The 15,841-nt window shown below is 68.9% G+C and carries 12 protein-coding genes, 1 tRNA gene and 1 riboswitch; of the genes, 7 read left to right on the top strand and 6 right to left on the bottom strand.

What is annotated here, in order from left to right:
* Window positions 1–162 precede the first annotated feature (162 nt).
* Window positions 163–2,595, top strand: a complete 2,433-nt coding sequence (locus JMT67_RS07400; protein WP_201463116.1) for a membrane-bound PQQ-dependent dehydrogenase, glucose/quinate/shikimate family — start codon at window positions 163–165, stop codon at window positions 2,593–2,595.
* Window positions 2,596–2,691: 96 nt separating this feature from the next.
* Here JMT67_RS07400 and JMT67_RS07395 read toward each other — a convergent pair whose 3' ends face one another.
* Both JMT67_RS07395 and proB read right to left on the bottom strand, forming a co-directional pair.
* Entirely contained in the window at window positions 2,692–3,963 is a 1,272-nt protein-coding gene (locus tag JMT67_RS07395; RefSeq protein WP_201463115.1) for a glutamate-5-semialdehyde dehydrogenase, read from the bottom strand.
* A complete protein-coding gene (gene proB / locus JMT67_RS07390; RefSeq protein ID WP_201463114.1) occupies window positions 3,960–5,117 on the bottom strand; it encodes a glutamate 5-kinase in 1,158 nt (385 codons plus the stop codon). Before proB ends, JMT67_RS07395 begins: the two co-directional genes overlap by 4 nt.
* A 67-nt stretch (window positions 5,118–5,184) precedes the next feature.
* On the opposite strand from proB, the gene JMT67_RS07385 reads away from it, so the two are divergent.
* The 4 genes from JMT67_RS07385 to JMT67_RS07370 all read left to right on the top strand — a co-directional run bounded on the left by JMT67_RS07385 (window position 5,185) and on the right by JMT67_RS07370 (window position 10,625).
* Window positions 5,185–5,964: a ZIP family metal transporter gene (locus JMT67_RS07385; protein WP_233455832.1), complete on the top strand. Its 780-nt coding sequence runs from the start codon at window positions 5,185–5,187 to the stop codon at window positions 5,962–5,964.
* Between the two features lie 234 nt (window positions 5,965–6,198).
* Window positions 6,199–8,418 (top strand): glycoside hydrolase family 3 N-terminal domain-containing protein, encoded by a 2,220-nt coding sequence (locus tag JMT67_RS07380; RefSeq protein WP_201463112.1) that lies wholly within the window; start codon window positions 6,199–6,201, stop codon window positions 8,416–8,418.
* 97 nt (window positions 8,419–8,515) lie between these two features.
* A complete protein-coding gene (gene carA, locus JMT67_RS07375; protein WP_201463111.1) occupies window positions 8,516–9,676 on the top strand; it encodes a glutamine-hydrolyzing carbamoyl-phosphate synthase small subunit in 1,161 nt (386 codons plus the stop codon).
* Between the two features lie 4 nt (window positions 9,677–9,680).
* Window positions 9,681–10,625, top strand: coding sequence for a hypothetical protein (locus tag JMT67_RS07370; protein ID WP_201463110.1), 945 nt, complete (start codon window positions 9,681–9,683; stop codon window positions 10,623–10,625).
* Between the two features lie 25 nt (window positions 10,626–10,650).
* Here JMT67_RS07370 and JMT67_RS07365 read toward each other — a convergent pair whose 3' ends face one another.
* The 4 genes from JMT67_RS07365 to metX all read right to left on the bottom strand — a co-directional run bounded on the left by JMT67_RS07365 (window position 10,651) and on the right by metX (window position 13,479).
* Window positions 10,651–10,917 carry a hypothetical protein gene (locus JMT67_RS07365; RefSeq protein WP_201463109.1) on the bottom strand — a complete coding sequence of 89 codons (267 nt, stop codon included), beginning with the start codon at window positions 10,915–10,917 and terminating at the stop codon, window positions 10,651–10,653.
* 213 nt (window positions 10,918–11,130) lie between these two features.
* Window positions 11,131–11,205: transfer RNA gene (locus tag JMT67_RS07360), tRNA-Glu, on the bottom strand.
* A 52-nt stretch (window positions 11,206–11,257) separates the two neighbouring features.
* The gene (metB, locus tag JMT67_RS07355) at window positions 11,258–12,442 is read right to left on the bottom strand and encodes a cystathionine gamma-synthase (RefSeq protein WP_152950947.1); all 1,185 of its coding nucleotides are present in this window, start codon (window positions 12,440–12,442) and stop codon (window positions 11,258–11,260) included.
* The gene (metX, locus tag JMT67_RS07350) at window positions 12,439–13,479 is read right to left on the bottom strand and encodes a homoserine O-succinyltransferase MetX (RefSeq protein WP_201463108.1); all 1,041 of its coding nucleotides are present in this window, start codon (window positions 13,477–13,479) and stop codon (window positions 12,439–12,441) included. The genes metB and metX overlap by 4 nt, the downstream gene beginning before the upstream one ends.
* Window positions 13,480–13,557: 78 nt before the next feature.
* A riboswitch (SAM riboswitch) is annotated at window positions 13,558–13,671 on the bottom strand.
* Window positions 13,672–13,858: 187 nt separating this feature from the next.
* Here metX and JMT67_RS07345 point away from each other — a divergent pair.
* Window positions 13,859–14,002 (top strand): hypothetical protein, encoded by a 144-nt coding sequence (locus JMT67_RS07345; protein ID WP_182714224.1) that lies wholly within the window; start codon window positions 13,859–13,861, stop codon window positions 14,000–14,002.
* A 102-nt stretch (window positions 14,003–14,104) separates the two neighbouring features.
* Window positions 14,105–15,841, top strand: coding sequence for an amino acid kinase family protein (locus tag JMT67_RS07340; RefSeq protein WP_201463107.1), 1,737 nt, complete (start codon window positions 14,105–14,107; stop codon window positions 15,839–15,841).

The raw sequence follows: 15,841 nt of genomic DNA, 5'->3' as shown, positions 1-15,841 counted from the left end.
CAAATCGCAACAAATCATCAGATATACGGGCTTTGTGGCGATAAATATGTGCGTCCGCCGCTCCACTTGGAACGGCTTTAGGGTCTGTAGGCGCCGAATTCGGAACCTGTGCGACGTCCGTTCGTTGAGCCTGTCTCAACCGCAATCGAAAACGGGGGCTCCATGCCGAGATGGACCACGCCGACTGGCCTGGGAGGATGGCTGACGCTGCTCCTCGGCCTCCTTATCTCCCTGATCGGAGCGATCCTCGTCTTCGGCGGGGCGCAGCTCGCGGCCCTGGGCGGCTCCTGGTATTATCTGATCGTCGGCCTGCTGCTGATCGCCTCGGGCGTGCTTCTGGTCTTGCGCGACGTGCGGGGCGCCTGGATCTACGGCGGCGCCTTCCTGTTCACCCTGGTCTGGGCGCTTTGGGAAAAGGGGCTGGACGGATGGGCCCTGGTCCCGCGTCTGGTCGGCCCGCTGGTTCTGATGTTCCTGGTTCTGGCTAGCCTGCCCGTGCTGATGGGGCGGGGCGGCAAACGGCTGGCGGGCGGCGGCGCCTTGGGACTGGCGGTCCTGACGGTGGTGTTCGGCTTCGCCGTGGCCCAGGCCAACCGCGCTCAGATCGCCAGCCCGGCGCCGGGCGCGCGCGGCGCCTACAACGACCCGGCCCTGCTGAAGACCGGCGCCGACTGGCCCGCCTGGGGCGGCACGGACAGCGCCCAGCGCTATTCGCCTCTGACGCAGATCAACAAGGACAATGTCGGTCGACTGGAACGGGCCTGGACCTTCCGCACCGGCGACTTGCCGGAAGAACGGTGGGGCGCTGAGACCACGCCTCTGAAGATCGGCGACACCGTCTATCTCTGCTCGGCCCGCAACAAACTGTTCGCCCTGGACGCCGCCACCGGCCGTCAGAAGTGGACCTATGACCCTCAGGTCGCCGACGAGAACATCCCCTATACGGCCGCCTGCCGCGGCGTGACCTATCACGCGCGCTCCGATGCGAGCGCGGCCGATCCCTGCGCGACCAAGATCATCGAGGGTACGCTGGACGGCCGCATCATCGCCGTCGATGCGCGCACCGGACGCCCGTGCCCCGCCTTCGGCCAGAACGGCGCCGTCGACATCAAGCGCGGCATGGGCGAGCCCTATCCGGGAATGGTCTCGATAACTTCCGCCCCTGTGATCGTGCGCGGGGTGATCGTCACGGGGCATCAGGTGCTGGACGGCCAGAAGCGCTGGAACGCCTCGGGCGTGATCCAGGGCTTCGATGTGGAGACGGGTGAACTGCGTTTCGCCTGGGACATGATGCGCCCCGACCGCAACGGCCTGCCGCCGGAAGGAGAGACCTATACGCCGGGCACGCCGAATATGTGGACCACGGCCACGGGGGACGAGGCGCTGGGTCTGGTCTATCTGCCGATGGGCAATTCGTCCGCCGACTACTGGTCCAGCTCGCGGCGACCGGCCGAGAATGAATACTCCACCGCCCTGGTCGCGCTGGACGTGACGACCGGCAAGCCCCGCTGGCATTTCCAGACGGTGCATAAGGACGTCTGGGACTTCGACCTGGGCTCCCAGGCGACCTTAATCGACTTCCCGACGGGGGGCGGCGTGGTTCCGGCCCTGTTGCTGCCCACCAAACAGGGCGACATGTATGTGTTCAACCGCGCCACCGGCCAGTTGCTGCATGGGGTCGAGGAACGTCCGGTCCCGACCACGGGCGGAACCGAACAGGGCCAACGGTCGCCGACCCAGCCCTTTTCGCTGTTCGCCACACTGCGCAAGCCCAATCTGGAGGAGCGGGACATGTGGGGCATGTCGCCCATCGACCAGATGTTCTGCCGCATCAACTTCAGGAAGGCGGACTATCAGGGCTACTACACCCCGCCTTCGACCAACCACTACATCAACTATCCCGGCTATAACGGCGGCTCGGACTGGGGCGGCGTGGCGGTCGATCCTGTGCGCGGCGTGATCATCGCCAACTACAACGACATGCCCAACTACAACCGGCTGGTGCCGCGCGAAGAGGCCAATGAGCGGGGCTGGTTCCCGCGCGACGACCCTCGCTACATCGCCCGGCAGCAGGAGGCGAGCGCGCGCGGCGGCAGCCTGTCCAAGGCGGAAGGGGCGGGCGATCCGCAGATCGGCGTCCCCTACGCCATCGACGTCAACGCCGGCTGGCGCGTGAAGTGGACGGGCCTGCTGTGCAAGGAGCCTCCCTACGGCGGCATCACCGCCATCGACATGCGCTCGGGCAAGACCCTGTGGGACCGGCCGTTCGGGACGGCCCGCAAGAACGGGCCGTGGGGCATTCCCTCGCACCTGCCGCTGGAGATCGGCACGCCGAACAACGGCGGCTCGGTGGTGACGGCCGGCGGCCTGATCTTCATCGCCGCGGCGACCGACGACCTGATCCGCGCCATCGACATCGAAACCGGCGAGACGGTGTGGTCCGACGTCCTGCCCGCCGGGGGACAGGCCAATCCGATGATCTATGAGCAGGACGGCCGGCAGTATCTCGTCATCATGGCGGGCGGCCACCACTTCATGGAGACGCCGAAGGGCGACTATGTGATCGCTTATGCTCTGCCCGAGGGCAGAGCATAAGCTTGCTCTTGGGCCTATTGCGCTTCGCGCTGCTTGAGGCCGTGATGAGATGATCCGAAGGGGCCGGAGGCGGAAAACGTCTCCAGCCTTTTTGCGTCACGGCCGCGTCTGGCCCTGACCCCGCACTATGTATTTGTAGGTGGTCAACTGTTCGGCGCCGACGGGGCCGCGGGCGTGCAGGCGGGCGGTCGATATGCCGATCTCGCCGCCGAAGCCGAACTCTCCCCCGTCGGCGAACTGGGTCGAGGCGTTGATCAGGACGATGGCGCTGTCCACCTGGGCGGCGAACCGTTCGGCGGCCGAGGCGTCGGTGGTGATGATCGCCTCCGTATGGCCCGAACCGTAGCGGGCGATGTGGGCCACGGCCGCGTCCAGATCCTCCACCACCCGAACCGCCAGGACGGGCGCCAGATATTCGGTGGTCCAGTCGGCCTCCGTCGCCGGGATCATGGCGGGAACCAGGGCCCGCGCCGCATCGTCCCCGCGCAGTTCGCATCCGGCGGCGATCAGGTCGGCGGCGACCGGGGGCAGCAGACGTTCGGCAGCCGCGCGATCCACCAGCAGGGTCTCGGTCGCGCCGCAGACCGAAACCCGTCGCATCTTGGCGTTCAGCACCACGGCCCGCGCGACCTCCAGATCGGCCGCCTCGTGCAGATAGGTGTGGTTCAGCCCCTCCAGATGGCTGAGCACCGCCGTCTTCGCCTCGGCCTGGACGCGGGCCACCAGGCTCTTGCCGCCGCGCGGAATGATGACGTCGATCGCCCCGTCCAACCCGCTCAGCATCAGGCCGACGGCTTCGCGGTCGGGCGTATCGACCAGTTGCACCGCATCGGCGGGCAGGCCGGCCTCCGCCAGGGATTCGGCGATCAGGCCGGCGATGGCCAGCGACGACTGGAGGCAGTCCGATCCGCAGCGCAGGATGGCGGCGTTGCCCGAGCGGATGCACAGGGCGGCGGCGTCGGCGGGGACGTTGGGGCGGCTCTCATAGATCACGCCCAGCACGCCGATCGGGGTGCGGACCCGCGCGATGTCCAGGCCGTTGGCGGGGGTCCAGCGCTCGGTCTCGACGCCCAGGGGATCGGGCACGGCGGCGATGGTCTTGACCGCCTGGGCCATGCCGGCGACGCGGGCGGGGGTCAGCAGCAATCGGTCGATTTGGGCCTCGGCCATGCCGTTCGCACGGGCTGCGGCCACGTCTCGGGCGTTGGCGGCCAGAATGTCCGCCTCGGCGGCGGTCAATCGTCGGGCCAGGCTGTCCAGCGCGCGGGTGCGGGCGCCGGCCGGGGCGTCGCGCAGACCCGCCGCAGCGGCGCGGGCGCATCGGCCCCGCTCCAGCATCTGTTCGTTCAGCGTCAGAGTCTCGGTCATCGGTCGTCCAGCACCAGGTCGTCGCGGTGGATCAGGACCGAGGCGCCGCGATAGCCCAGAACGGACTCGATCTCATCGCTGCGGCGGCCCCGGATGCGGGCGGCCTCTTCGGCGGCGTAGGCGGCTAAGCCCACCCCGACAGGCCGGTTTTCGGCGTCGATCAGGCGCACGCAGTCGCCCTTTTCGAAGTCGCCCGAGACGGCCGTGACCCCGGCGGGCAACAGGCTCTTGCCGGCCTTCAGCGCGGCGACGGCGCCGGGGTCCAGCGTCAGGGTTCCGGCGGGCGACAGGCTGCCGGCGATCCACTGCTTATAGGCGGCCATCGGGGTGTCGGGCGCCGTGATCAGGGTGGCGCGCGCCCCGGTGCGAACCGCGCTCAGAGGCGACAGGGTCTGGCCCGAGGCGATGACGGTGGCGCAGCCGGCCGAGCGGGCGATCTGCGCCGCCGCCAGCTTAGTCGCCATGCCGCCGGTGCCGACCCCGGCCTGGGCGTTGGCGCCGCCGCCCATGGCCAGGACGTCGGGGCCGAGGCTCTCGATCAGAGGCAGGTGGACGGCGTTTGGGTCTCGCCGTGGATCGGCGGTGTAGAGGCCGTCGACGTCGGACAGCAAAATCAGCAGATCCGCCCGCGCCAGCTGGGCCGTGCGCGCCGCCAGCCGATCGTTGTCGCCATAGCGGATCTCTTCGGTGGCGACGGTGTCGTTCTCATTGACGATGGGCACGACTCCGTGGGCCAGCAGGGCCTCGACCGTGGCGCGGCCGTTCAGCCAGCGCCGGCGCCGTTCGGTGTCGTCGCGGGTCAGGAGGACCTGCCCGGCGACCAGGCCGTGAGGGGCCAGGGCTTCGGACCAGGCGGCCATCAGCAGGGACTGGCCCACCGAGGCCGCCGCCTGCTTGTCCTCCAGCCGCGCGCCCAGGTTCGGCAGGCGGCCGCGCCCCAGTGCGATCGAACCGGACGAGACGACGATCACCTCGCGCCCCTCGGTCCTCAGCCGCGCCAGATCCTCGGCCATGGCGGCCAGCCACTCGCGCGTCGGCCGCCGCGTCTCGGCGTCGATCAACAGAGACGATCCGATCTTGACCACGACCCGGCGGGCGGCCCCCAGGGCGGAGGCGGCGTCCGGACGCGGCGCGGGGGAGGCGGCCTGGGACATGAAGGTTTCTCTAAACGGCCGATCGCCGCTTGTCTCTTGTCGTCTGTGCCGTCACAGCAGGGCGATGATGGAATCCCTGTCCCCTATCGCCGCAGGCGCCCTGGGCAGTCTGGCGGCCGGTCTGATGACGGCGGTCGGCGCGGCGCCGATGCTGGTGGTCAAAAGGCCCGGTCAGCAGACCCAGAGCGTGCTCCTAGGCTTCGCCGCCGGGGTGATGCTGGCGGCCTCCTTCTTCTCGCTGATCATGCCGGGGGTGGAGGTGCTGCAAACGGGCGGGGCGTCGCGCGGCTGGGCGGCGGGAACCATGGCGGCGGCGGTGCTGATCGGGGCCACGGTCATCGGCCTGATGAACCGGTTCGCGCCGGTGGACATGCTGGCGATCGGACCGGCCCAGTCGAAACATCTGGCGCGCCGCATCTGGCTGTTCATCATCGCCATCACCCTGCACAACTTTCCGGAAGGCGCGGCCGTGGGCGTCAGCTTCGGCGGCGGCGACCTGCACCAGGGGCTGGCGACGACGCTCGGCATCGGGATTCAGAACATGCCCGAAGGCCTGGCCGTCTCGGCCGCCATGGCCTCTTTGGGATACGGCCGCATCGCCGCCTTTGCGGCCGCCCTGGCCTCGGGTCTGGTCGAGCCGGTCGGCGGGCTGATCGGCGCGAGCGTGGTCGGCGCCTTGCCCGGCGCCCTGCCCTGGGGCCTGGGTCTGGCGGCCGGAGCCATGATCTATGTCGTCACCGCAGAGATCATTCCCGAGACGCGTGAGCGATCGACCGGCGACGGCTCCATGATCGGGCTGATGGTCGGTCTGGTGGGGATGATGTTCCTGGACATCGCCCTGGGCTGAGCTTGGCCTTTAGGCTGCTCTCGAGTTGAAGGACTTCGGGCGCCTGTTACATCATTTACATGCGGCGCGGGTCTGGACGGGGGCGGTCGCCAGAGGTTAGGCCACCAGTTCGCCGATCCATCTGCCCCGAAGGAGCGCCCCATTAAGACGCGACCTGAAAAGCCTTCGGCTTCCCGTCGAAACTTCTTGTCTGGCCTCGGGCTTCTCGCCCTGATGGGCGCCGGAGTGTATTCCATGCCTGCTTCCGCCGAAACCGCCCGCGCCGTTCAGCGTCACCGCCAGCGGATCGAGGATCTGATTTCGGCCATGACGGTTGAGGAGAAGGCGGGCCAGCTCAATCTGCTCGCCGATCCGTTCCGCTGGATGCCGACGGCGGTGAACCCGCTGGACGGCACGGGCGACCCGGCGCGCGTCACCGCCATGATCCGCGAGGGCAAGGTCGGCAGCCTGTTCAACGGCATCGGCGCCGAGGCCGGCCGCCGCATTCAGCAGGTCGCGATGGAAGAGAGCCGGCTGAAGATCCCACTGCTGTTCGCGGCGGACGTGATCCACGGCCTGTCCACCATCTTCCCCGTGCCCCTGGCCGAGGCGGCGGCTTTCGACACCCAACTGGCCTATCGCACCGCCCGGGCGGCGGCGGTGGAGACGGCGGCCTCGGCCGTGCACCAGACCTACGCCCCCATGGTGGACGTGGCCCGCGACCAGCGCTGGGGCCGCAACGTCGAGGGCGCGGGCGAGGACGTTCTGCTGAACAATCTGCTGGCCGCCGCCCGGGTGCGCGGCTTCCAGGGCGAAAAGGGGCTGGACGACCGCGACGCCGTCTTGGCCACCGCCAAACACATGGCCGCCTATTCGGCCGCCGTCGGCGGGGTCGAGTACAACACCACCGACATGAGCGAACAGACCCTGCGCGGGGTCTTCCTGCCGCCGTTCAAGGCGGCGGTGGACGCGGGTTGCCTGTCGATCATGAGCGCCTTCAACGATCTGAACGGGGTGCCGGCCTCGGGCAGCCGCAAACTGCTGACCGACATTTTGCGCGGCGAATGGGGTTTCGAGGGCTTCGTCGTCTCCGACTACACCTCCGAACAGGAGCTGATCGCCCACGGCTTCGCCGAGGACGGCCGCGACGCCGCCCGCCTGGCCTTCAACGCCGGCGTAGATGTGTCGATGGTCTCGGGCCTCTATCTGGAGCATCTGCCCAGCCTGGTCGCCTCGGGCGAGGTGTCCATGGCCCGACTGGACGAGGCGGTGCGCCGTCTGCTGCACACCAAGGCGGCGCTGGGCCTGTTCGACGATCCCTATCGCGGCACGGACGTGGCGCGTGAGAAGGCCGTGGTCGGCTCGCGCGATCATATCGCCCTGTCGCGCGAAGCGGGCCGCAAGTCCGTGGTCCTGCTGAAGAACGACAACGGCCTTCTGCCGCTGAACAAGAGCCAGAAGATCGCCCTGATCGGCCCCTTCGCCGATGACGTGGACAATGTCTGGGGGCCGTGGACCATCTGGGGCGCGCCTGAGCGTCGCGTCTCGCTGGAGGCCGGCTTCCGCGCCGCCATGAGCGATCCGCAAGCCCTGACCGTCGCGCGCGGCTCCGGCGTCGAGAGCGCGCTGGACGGCGGCATCGACGAGGCTGTCCGTGCGGCCGCCAACGCTGATGTCATCGTGCTGGCCATCGGCGAAAGCCAGAAGATGTCGGGCGAGGCACAGTCCCGCACCGAGATCGTCGTGCCGGCGCCGCAGATGGCTCTGGTCGACGCCATGGCCGCCCTGAACAAGCCCATGGTCATCCTGCTGCGCAACGGCCGGGCCCTGGCGCTGGAGGGCAATGTCAAGAACGCCCAAGCCGTCGTCGTGACCTGGTTCCTGGGCGAGCAGATGGGCCACGCCGTCGCCGACGTGATCTTCGGCGACCATGGTCCCTCGGCCCGCCTGCCGATCAGCTTCCCGCACAAGTCGGGCCAGCAGCCCTATTCCTACGACCACAAGAACACGGGACGTCCGGCCAACCCGGACCTGCCGGTCGAGGAATACAAGGCCCGCTATCGCGAGACGACCAATACAGCCCTCTATCCGTTCGGTTTCGGCCTGACCTATGGCGAGGTGGTCTATGGGCCGGTTGAGATGGCGAGCGATCAACTGCCGTGGAACGGGACGCTGGACGTCGCCGTCACCGTGACCAACCAGGGCGCCCACCCGGCCGAGGAACTGGTGCAGCTCTATATCCACGACCGGGTCGCCAGCCTGACCCAACCGGGCCGTCTGCTGAAGGATTTCAAACGGGTCAGCCTGCGTCCCGGTCAGAGCCAGACGGTGCGTTTCACCCTGAACCCGCGTCAGCTGGGCTTCATCGGCGAGGACGGCGCCTACCGGATCGAACCCGGCCTGTTCGACCTGTGGCTGGCCCCGCACGCCCAGGGCGGTTCGGCGGCTCAGTTCCGTCTGATCGGCCCGGCCTGATCCTGCGGACGTTGACGGAGCGGACGGCAGGGCTTAACGAGCCCGCCGTTTGTCTTCGGCCTCCTTTCGGGCTGGATTCGTGTTTAGGAGCGCGCCCATGACGACCAAGATTCTTCCGGGCGCCACAGGCGTTCTCGCGCTTGCAGACGGCACGATCCTTCAGGGAATCGGAGTCGGGGCGGTCGGATCGGCCCTGGGCGAGGTGGTCTTCAACACCGCCATGACCGGCTATCAGGAAATCCTGACCGACCCGTCCTACATGAGCCAGATCTTGGCCTTCACCTTCCCGCACGTCGGCAATGTGGGGACCAATGTCGAAGACATCGAACAGATGGGCGGCGGGTCCGACACCTCGGCGCGGGGCGCCATCTTCCGCGACGTTCCGACCGATCCGGCCAACTATCGCTCGGACGCCAGTTTCGACGACTGGATGAAGCGGCGCGGCGTCGTGGGTCTGGCCGGGGTGGACACCCGCGCCCTGACCAAGATCATCCGAGACAAGGGCGCGCCCCACGCCGTGATCGCCCATGATCCGGACGGCGCGTTCGATCTGGAGGCCCTGGTCGCCCAGGCGCGGGAATGGACCGGCCTCGTTGGTCTGGACCTGGCCAAGCCCGCCTCCACCCTGCAAGCCTTCGAATGGGACGAGGGGCTGTGGGAATGGCCTGAAGGCCACCCCAAGACCCAGGGGCGCAAGGACGTCGTGGTCATCGACTATGGGGTGAAGCGCAACATCCTGCGCGCCCTGGCCTCAACGGGCGCCCGCATCACCGTGGTTCCGGCGACGACGACGGCGGAAGAGGTTCTGGCCCGCAATCCGGACGGCGTGGTGCTGTCGAACGGGCCCGGCGACCCGGCCGCGACCGGCGAATACGCCGTGCCGGAGATCCAGAAGCTGGTCGCCAGCGGCAAGCCCCTGATGGGCATCTGCCTGGGCCACCAGATGCTGGCCCTCGCCCTGGGCGCCAAGACGGTGAAGATGGATCAGGGCCACCACGGCGCCAACCATCCGGTCAAGGATCTGACCACCGGCAAGGTCGAAATCGTCTCGATGAACCACGGCTTCACGGTCGATCGCGACAGCCTGCCCGACGCCGTGACCGAAACCCACGTCAGCCTGTTCGACGGCACCAACTGCGGCATCGCCGTCAAGGACAAGCCGATCTTCAGCGTCCAGCACCACCCCGAGGCCTCGCCCGGACCCACGGACAGCCTGTATCTGTTCGACCGGTTCGCCGATCTGATGGCCGCGCGCTGAGCCGATGAACCAGGCAGCGGCCCGGTCGGACTATCTGGACTGGCTGGCGCAGGCGCTGGAGGCGGAGCGCGGGATGACCCCCTTGCCTGACGGCGATGTGGTGGTCGGCTACGCCACCGGCTATGATGCGGCCGATGTCGCGCCCTTCGTGCGGTCCTTGCGGGCGGTGTTCGACGGTCCTGTCGCCCTGGTGGTGGATACGGACGCCGAGTTGCGCGAGTTCCTGGCCCAGAATGACGTGACCGCCGTGGACGCGCCGACCTGGCGCGGCTGGGCGCCCCATCCGGTGATGCAGAGGTTCGTCGCCTTCGCCGGCCTGCTGGGCGATCGGCCGGGCGCCGCCCTGGCCTGCGACGTGCGTGACGTCGTCTTCCAGGCCCCGCCGTTCGCGCCCCATCCGCACGGGCTGGAAGTCTTCATCGAGGCTGACGCCCCCCTGGGCGCTCATGCCTTCAACATGAAATATCTGCGCGCCCTGTTCGGCGAGGCGACCGCGACGGCCCTGGCGGATCGTTCCTGCCTGTGCGTGGGCACCCTCGTGGGGCCGCGGGTCGAGGTGTCGCGCCTGTCGCGGCTGATCCTGTCGCTGGCCGCCATTCCGCGTTCCGAGATCGGCGGGGCCTTCGGCGCGGATCAGGCGGCCTTCAATATGGCGGTCCATCAGGGTCTGGCGGCGGCGACGGTCCAGCCCAACTATGGCCGTGTGGCGACCCTGGGCCTGACGCCGGGCGACCTTCTGTCGGTTCAAGGCGGCCGGGTCATCAACCCGGACGGCACGGCCAGCGCCGTCGTGCACCAGCATGACCGCCATCCCCATCTGGACGCGGCGATGCATCAGCGGTGGGGTGGCGGTTTCGAGCACCGCAAACGCGTCCGCCCCAAGTCCGCCCGTCAAAAGCTGGACAAGCTGGCGGCTTCGCTGAGACGTCGGACGCCGGAGCTCCGCTGATCCGGCCAGGCGACCCGTCAACTGATCAGGGCAGGGGGGCGAAACTCTTGTCCTCGCGCAGGGCGCTGGCCTTTCGCACGGCCATCGGCGCGGCGTGCAGCCAGTAGTCGGCGTCGTCGAGCCGACGCTCGCGTCGGCGCTCCAGGCCGCGCATCCGCCTGAGGGCGGCGTTTTCCAGAAGGCGCGCATGCAGGGCGCGCGGCGACAATTCGACGATGGCGGGAGAGCCGGGGACGGCGACGGCGTCGGGGCCTTGGGGCTCCACCGCCGGACGGGCGATGGCGATATACATCAGAATCTCGGTTCAGAAGGACAGGCGCTTCTGCGCCGCGCTAACGGGGAATTAACCACAACACCTGTGGATAGTTCCTGAGTGCGTCCGAAAAAAGTCCGTGATTCGAATGAGTTGGTGTCTCGATCCGAACAAAATGCTTACTGAAATCTTAATCTGGAGGCGGAGCGCTTTCTCAATACGCCTCGTCATGCAGCCGATGAACGGCGCCGGTGGCAGTCCCTAGGGGAGTCGAACCCCTCTTTTCAGGTTGAAAACCTGACGTCCTAACCGATAGACGAAGGGACCGCGGCCGGGGCGGCGCATTTGCCCCGGATTGGTCCCTTCTGCAAGCGAAAAATCACGCCGCCTCGGCCGCTTCGGCCGGCGAGAGGGCGTCCAGCGCCGGGAACAGGTCGGCGATCAGATCCTCGACATGTTCCAGCCCGACCGACAGCCGCACCAAGCCGTCGCCGATGCCGGCGGTGGCGCGCTGTTCCGGCGTCATGGCGGCGTGGGTCATGGTGGCGGGATGGGCGATCAGGCTTTCAACCCCGCCCAGGGATTCGGCCAGGGTGAAGACGTCCAGGCTTTCGACCAGGGTCCGCACCGCCTCGGCCCCGCCCGCCAGTTCGAAGCTGAGCATGGCGCCCGGCCCCGCTTGCTGGGCCGTGACCAGGGCGTGGTTCGGGTGGGACTTCAGGCCCGGATAGTGGACGGCCTTGACCGCCGGGTGGCCGGCCAGCCTTTGGGCGATCGCGCCGGCCGTGGCCTGCTGCCGCTCGATCCGGGCGAACAGGGTGCGCACGCCGCGCAGGGTCAGATAGGCGTCGAAGGGCGAGCCGGTCACGCCGGTGCAGTTGGCCCACCAGGCCAGGGTCTGGTGATCCTCGGCGTCGGCCGACACGACCGCGCCGCCGACCACGTCGGAATGGCCGTTGATGAACTTGGTCGTGGAATGGACCACGAAGTCGGCGCCCAGCTTGATCGGGTTCTGAAGGGCCGGCGACAGGAAGGTGTTGTCGCAGACGACCTTGGCGCCCGCCGCATGGGCGCGGGTGCAGATGTCGGCGACGTCGACCAGACGAAGCAGCGGGTTGGACGGGGTCTCGACCAAGACCAGCTTGGGCTTCAGCGCCAGGGCGGCCTCCAGGGCTTCCGGATCGCCCTGATCGACCAGCAGCAGCTCGAAATGGCCTTTGCGGGCGCGGGCGTTCAGCAGGCGGCAGGTGCCGCCGTAACAGTCGTGCGGGGCGATCAGCAGGTCGCCGGGCTCCAGCAGGGCCAGGGGCAGATCGACGGCCGCCATGCCGGTGGCGGTGATGACGCAGCCGGCGCCGCCCTCCAGCTCGGCCAGGGTCTCGGCCAGGACGTCGCGGGTCGGATTGCCCGATCGGCTGTAGTCGTACTTCCGCTTCTGGTCGAAACCGGCGAAGGAATAGTTGGACGACAGATAGAGCGGCGGCATGACCGCGCCGTGGGCCGTGTCCGTATCCACGCCCGTGCGGGCGGCGATGGTGTGCGGGCTGGCGGGGCGGGTCGTCATGCTTGGATATCCTTGAAGGCGGCGCGGAGGACTTCGCCGACGAAGGCGTCCTCCTTCAGAAAGGCGTCGTGGCCGTAGAGGGAGGGCGCCTCGACGAAGCGCCACAGGGTCGGCAGGCGCGCGGCCAGTTCGCGCATGTCGTCGATCGGCACCAGCCGGTCGGAGGTGAAGCCGATCAGGGTGACGGGGGTGGTTATGGCCTCGGGCGTCACACTGTGGCGATCCAGCGAATCCGACATCGACAGCCAGCGGGCCGGGGTGGTGTGGGTGCGATAGGCCTGGCCCCGCGCCGTCAGATAGTCGCAGACGGGATAGGCGCCGCCGACGGCGGCCGGGGCGGTGGTGTCGAACCGGTCGTTGAACTCTTCCGCCGTGCGATAGGTGGTCATGGCCAGTTCGCGGGCCAGGGCGACGCCTTCTTCCGGGCGGCCGGCGTCGACGGCGAACTGGAGGATGCGGCGCTGGATGCCGCGCCAGGCCGTGGCCTGGGGATGGGCGCGGTGGGCGGCCGAGACGACGATCAACTGTTCGGCCCAGTCGGGATAGAGTTCAGCGAAGGCCAGGGCGACCATGCCCCCGTAGGAACAGCCGACGAAGGCGGCGACCCGTTCGACCTTCAGATGGTTCAGAACCAGGGCCAGCAGGCGGGCCTGATCGTGGGTGGTGATGGTGACGGGCGCATCCTGGAACTCCTGGCCGGGCGCGAAGTCGACGGCCAGGACCTGAAGCCGCGACAGGTCGATGGGGCCGCGCACGGAGACGGCGCCGGACCACCAGCCCAGGCCGTTGGTCTCGGTGCGGTGGACGAACCGGCCGGCCGAAATGCCGCCGGCCACGACGACGACGGGCGCCCCGGCGCGGCCGTGCAGGCGGCCGATGACGTTGGGCTGTTTCAGTTTTTCGCCGGAAGCGAGGCGGAAGTCGGCGGGAAGGGGAACGATCACGTCGCGGGCGCCGCCGCGTTCGCGCACAGGCTTGGCCGTCGGCTGGGGCCGACAGTCGGGTTCTTCGAGCAGGGATGTTTCAGCCAGGGTCATCTATCGTCGTCCGCATCGTTCTCGCTCAGCAAGGCTCGATGCGGTGACAGATCGTGGAGCGTCGCCTCGTCGATGCTCCACTCATCTCTCGCGACCCCGAAGGACCCCGCAGGAGTTGGCACCGTTTCGGGCGGAACCCGATGGTTGCCCCGGCGTCAAAGGGCCTAATCCCTCAGCCGGTCTTGATGAGTGATCTTACGTTGATCAAACAGGCGGAGCCGGTCAAGCGAAAAATTCAACCCAAGTTGATAGTTCGCGCGGCCTTGGCTGGTCTGAAACGACCCCGAAAGTCGTCGTTGCGAAAAAATCATCCAATGCGGCTTGACAGCGAGGGTGGGGTCCGATCACCCTAGGCTCAGATTTCAACCGGATCAGACCTGTGCGCCAGCACCTGCTCATCGCCGAAGTTTCGACCGTCGCCGGCCTCGCCGCGACGGCCTTCGGCATGACCATTGGCGGCTCGATTATTGGCGGCACCACCGGCGCCACCACCACCATGCCCTCACGGGCGGGACGAGTTTAGCGCGCCGGACGCCGGCAACCGCAGAACCCGAACCCCGCCCGGTCCGCCAGGCGGGGTTTTTCATTTCACCCCACCCCTTCCGAACATCGCTCGAGAAACCCAATGTCAGCCTCCCTCGCCGTCGTAGAGAAATCCGAGAACCTCGAACCGAGTAAACAGCCCGCCGCCGAGGTGGTGGTGCTGAAGTTCGGGTCGTCGATCCTGCGAACCCCGGCGGAGGCGCCGCTGGTGGCCTCGGCCGTCTACGGCCATGTGCGGGCGGGACGGAAGGTGGTGGCGGTGGTCTCGGCCTTCGGCGGGGCGACCGACCAGATGCTGGGCGAGGCGCGGGCCCTGGGCCTGGCCCATTCCAACGAACTGCTGCCCGGCTATGTGGCCCTGGGCGAGGAGAAGTCGGCGGCCCTGGTGGCCATCGCCTGCGACCGGATCGGCCTGGACGCCTGCGCCCTGTCGGTGCGGGAACTGGGCATCGTCGCCGAAGGCGAGCCGGAGCATTCGCGCCCCTGCGGCCTGCGGCCCGACCATCTGAAACAGGCGCTGGACCGGCACGAGGTGGTGGTGGTGCCAGGCTTCGGCGCGGTGCGGCCGGACGGGCGGATCGCCCTGTTGGGCCGGGGCGGATCGGACCTGACGGCGGTCTTCCTGGCGGCGGAACTGGGCCTGAAGAAGGTGCGTCTGGTGAAGGACGTCGACGGCCTGTACGACCACGATCCGAACGACCGGACGGCCCCGGCCCTGCGCTATCGCCGAGCCTCCTGGGACGTGGCGCGCAAGCTGGGCGGCGCCTTGGTTCAGCACGACGCGATCGACCTGGGCGAGAGCCGGGGCGTGGAGATCGAGGTCGCGGCCCTGGACCGGGCCGACGGCACGGTGATCGGCAAGCGGTCGGCGCCCCCCGGACCGGCGCCGGCCCTGCCGCCGCTGAAGGTGGCGGTCGCCGGCTGCGGCGTGGTGGGCGGCGGGGTCCTGGCGCGGTTGCTGAACGATCCGCGCTATGACGTGGTGGGGGTGCTGGTGCGCAACCCGAAGAAGGTCCGCGACGTGGCCTGCCCGCAATCGCTGTTCACCGCCGACCCGGCGGTCCTCTGGGCCAAGAAGCCGGACATCGTGCTGGAGGCCCTGTCGGAAGGCGAGGCGGGCCATGCGGTGATCCGCGCCGCCCTGGAGGCCGGCTGCGACGTGGCCAGCGCCAACAAGCAGGCGGTCAGCCGCGATCCCGGCGGGCTTCAGGATCTGGCCAAGGCCAAGGGGCGACGGATCTTCTGGTCGGCCTCGGTCGGCGGGGGCTCGCCGATGATCGAGACGGTGCGGGCGGCCCGCGCCGCCGGCGAGGTGGTCGGGTTCGAGGCGGTGCTGAACGGCACGGTCAACTTCATGCTGGAGCGGCTGGGCGACGGGGCGGCCTTCGCCGAGGCCCTGGCCGACGCCCGGGCGGCGGGCTTTGCGGAAGAGGACCCGTCGGCGGACCTGGAGGGGCTGGACGCCGCCGCCAAGGTGCGGCTGCTGTGCCACGAGGCCTTCGGCCGCTCGCCCGACGGCGAGGTCCCGCGCGACTGCCTGACCGAGGCGACGTCGGCCGAGGGCGGGGTGCGCCAGATCGGCGCCGCCCATCTGAAGGACGGGGTCATCACGCCGTCGGTCAAGCTGACGGCCGGGCACGGCGACCCCTTGTTCTCCAGCCTGCGCGGCGAGGGCAACGCCCTGAAGGTTTACGGCGCCGACGGGCGGGTGTGGCGCTGCCGGGGCCGGGGCGCCGGCCGCTGGGCCACGACCGAGAGCATCATGGCCGATCTGGCCGAGATCGTGCGCGCGCGCCGCGCCGACGCGGGCCTGAACTAG

The organism is Brevundimonas aurantiaca, from assembly GCF_904830995.1.
Classification (GTDB): Bacteria; Pseudomonadota; Alphaproteobacteria; order Caulobacterales; family Caulobacteraceae; genus Brevundimonas; species Brevundimonas aurantiaca.
This window is presented reverse-complemented; position numbering and strand designations above follow the sequence as displayed.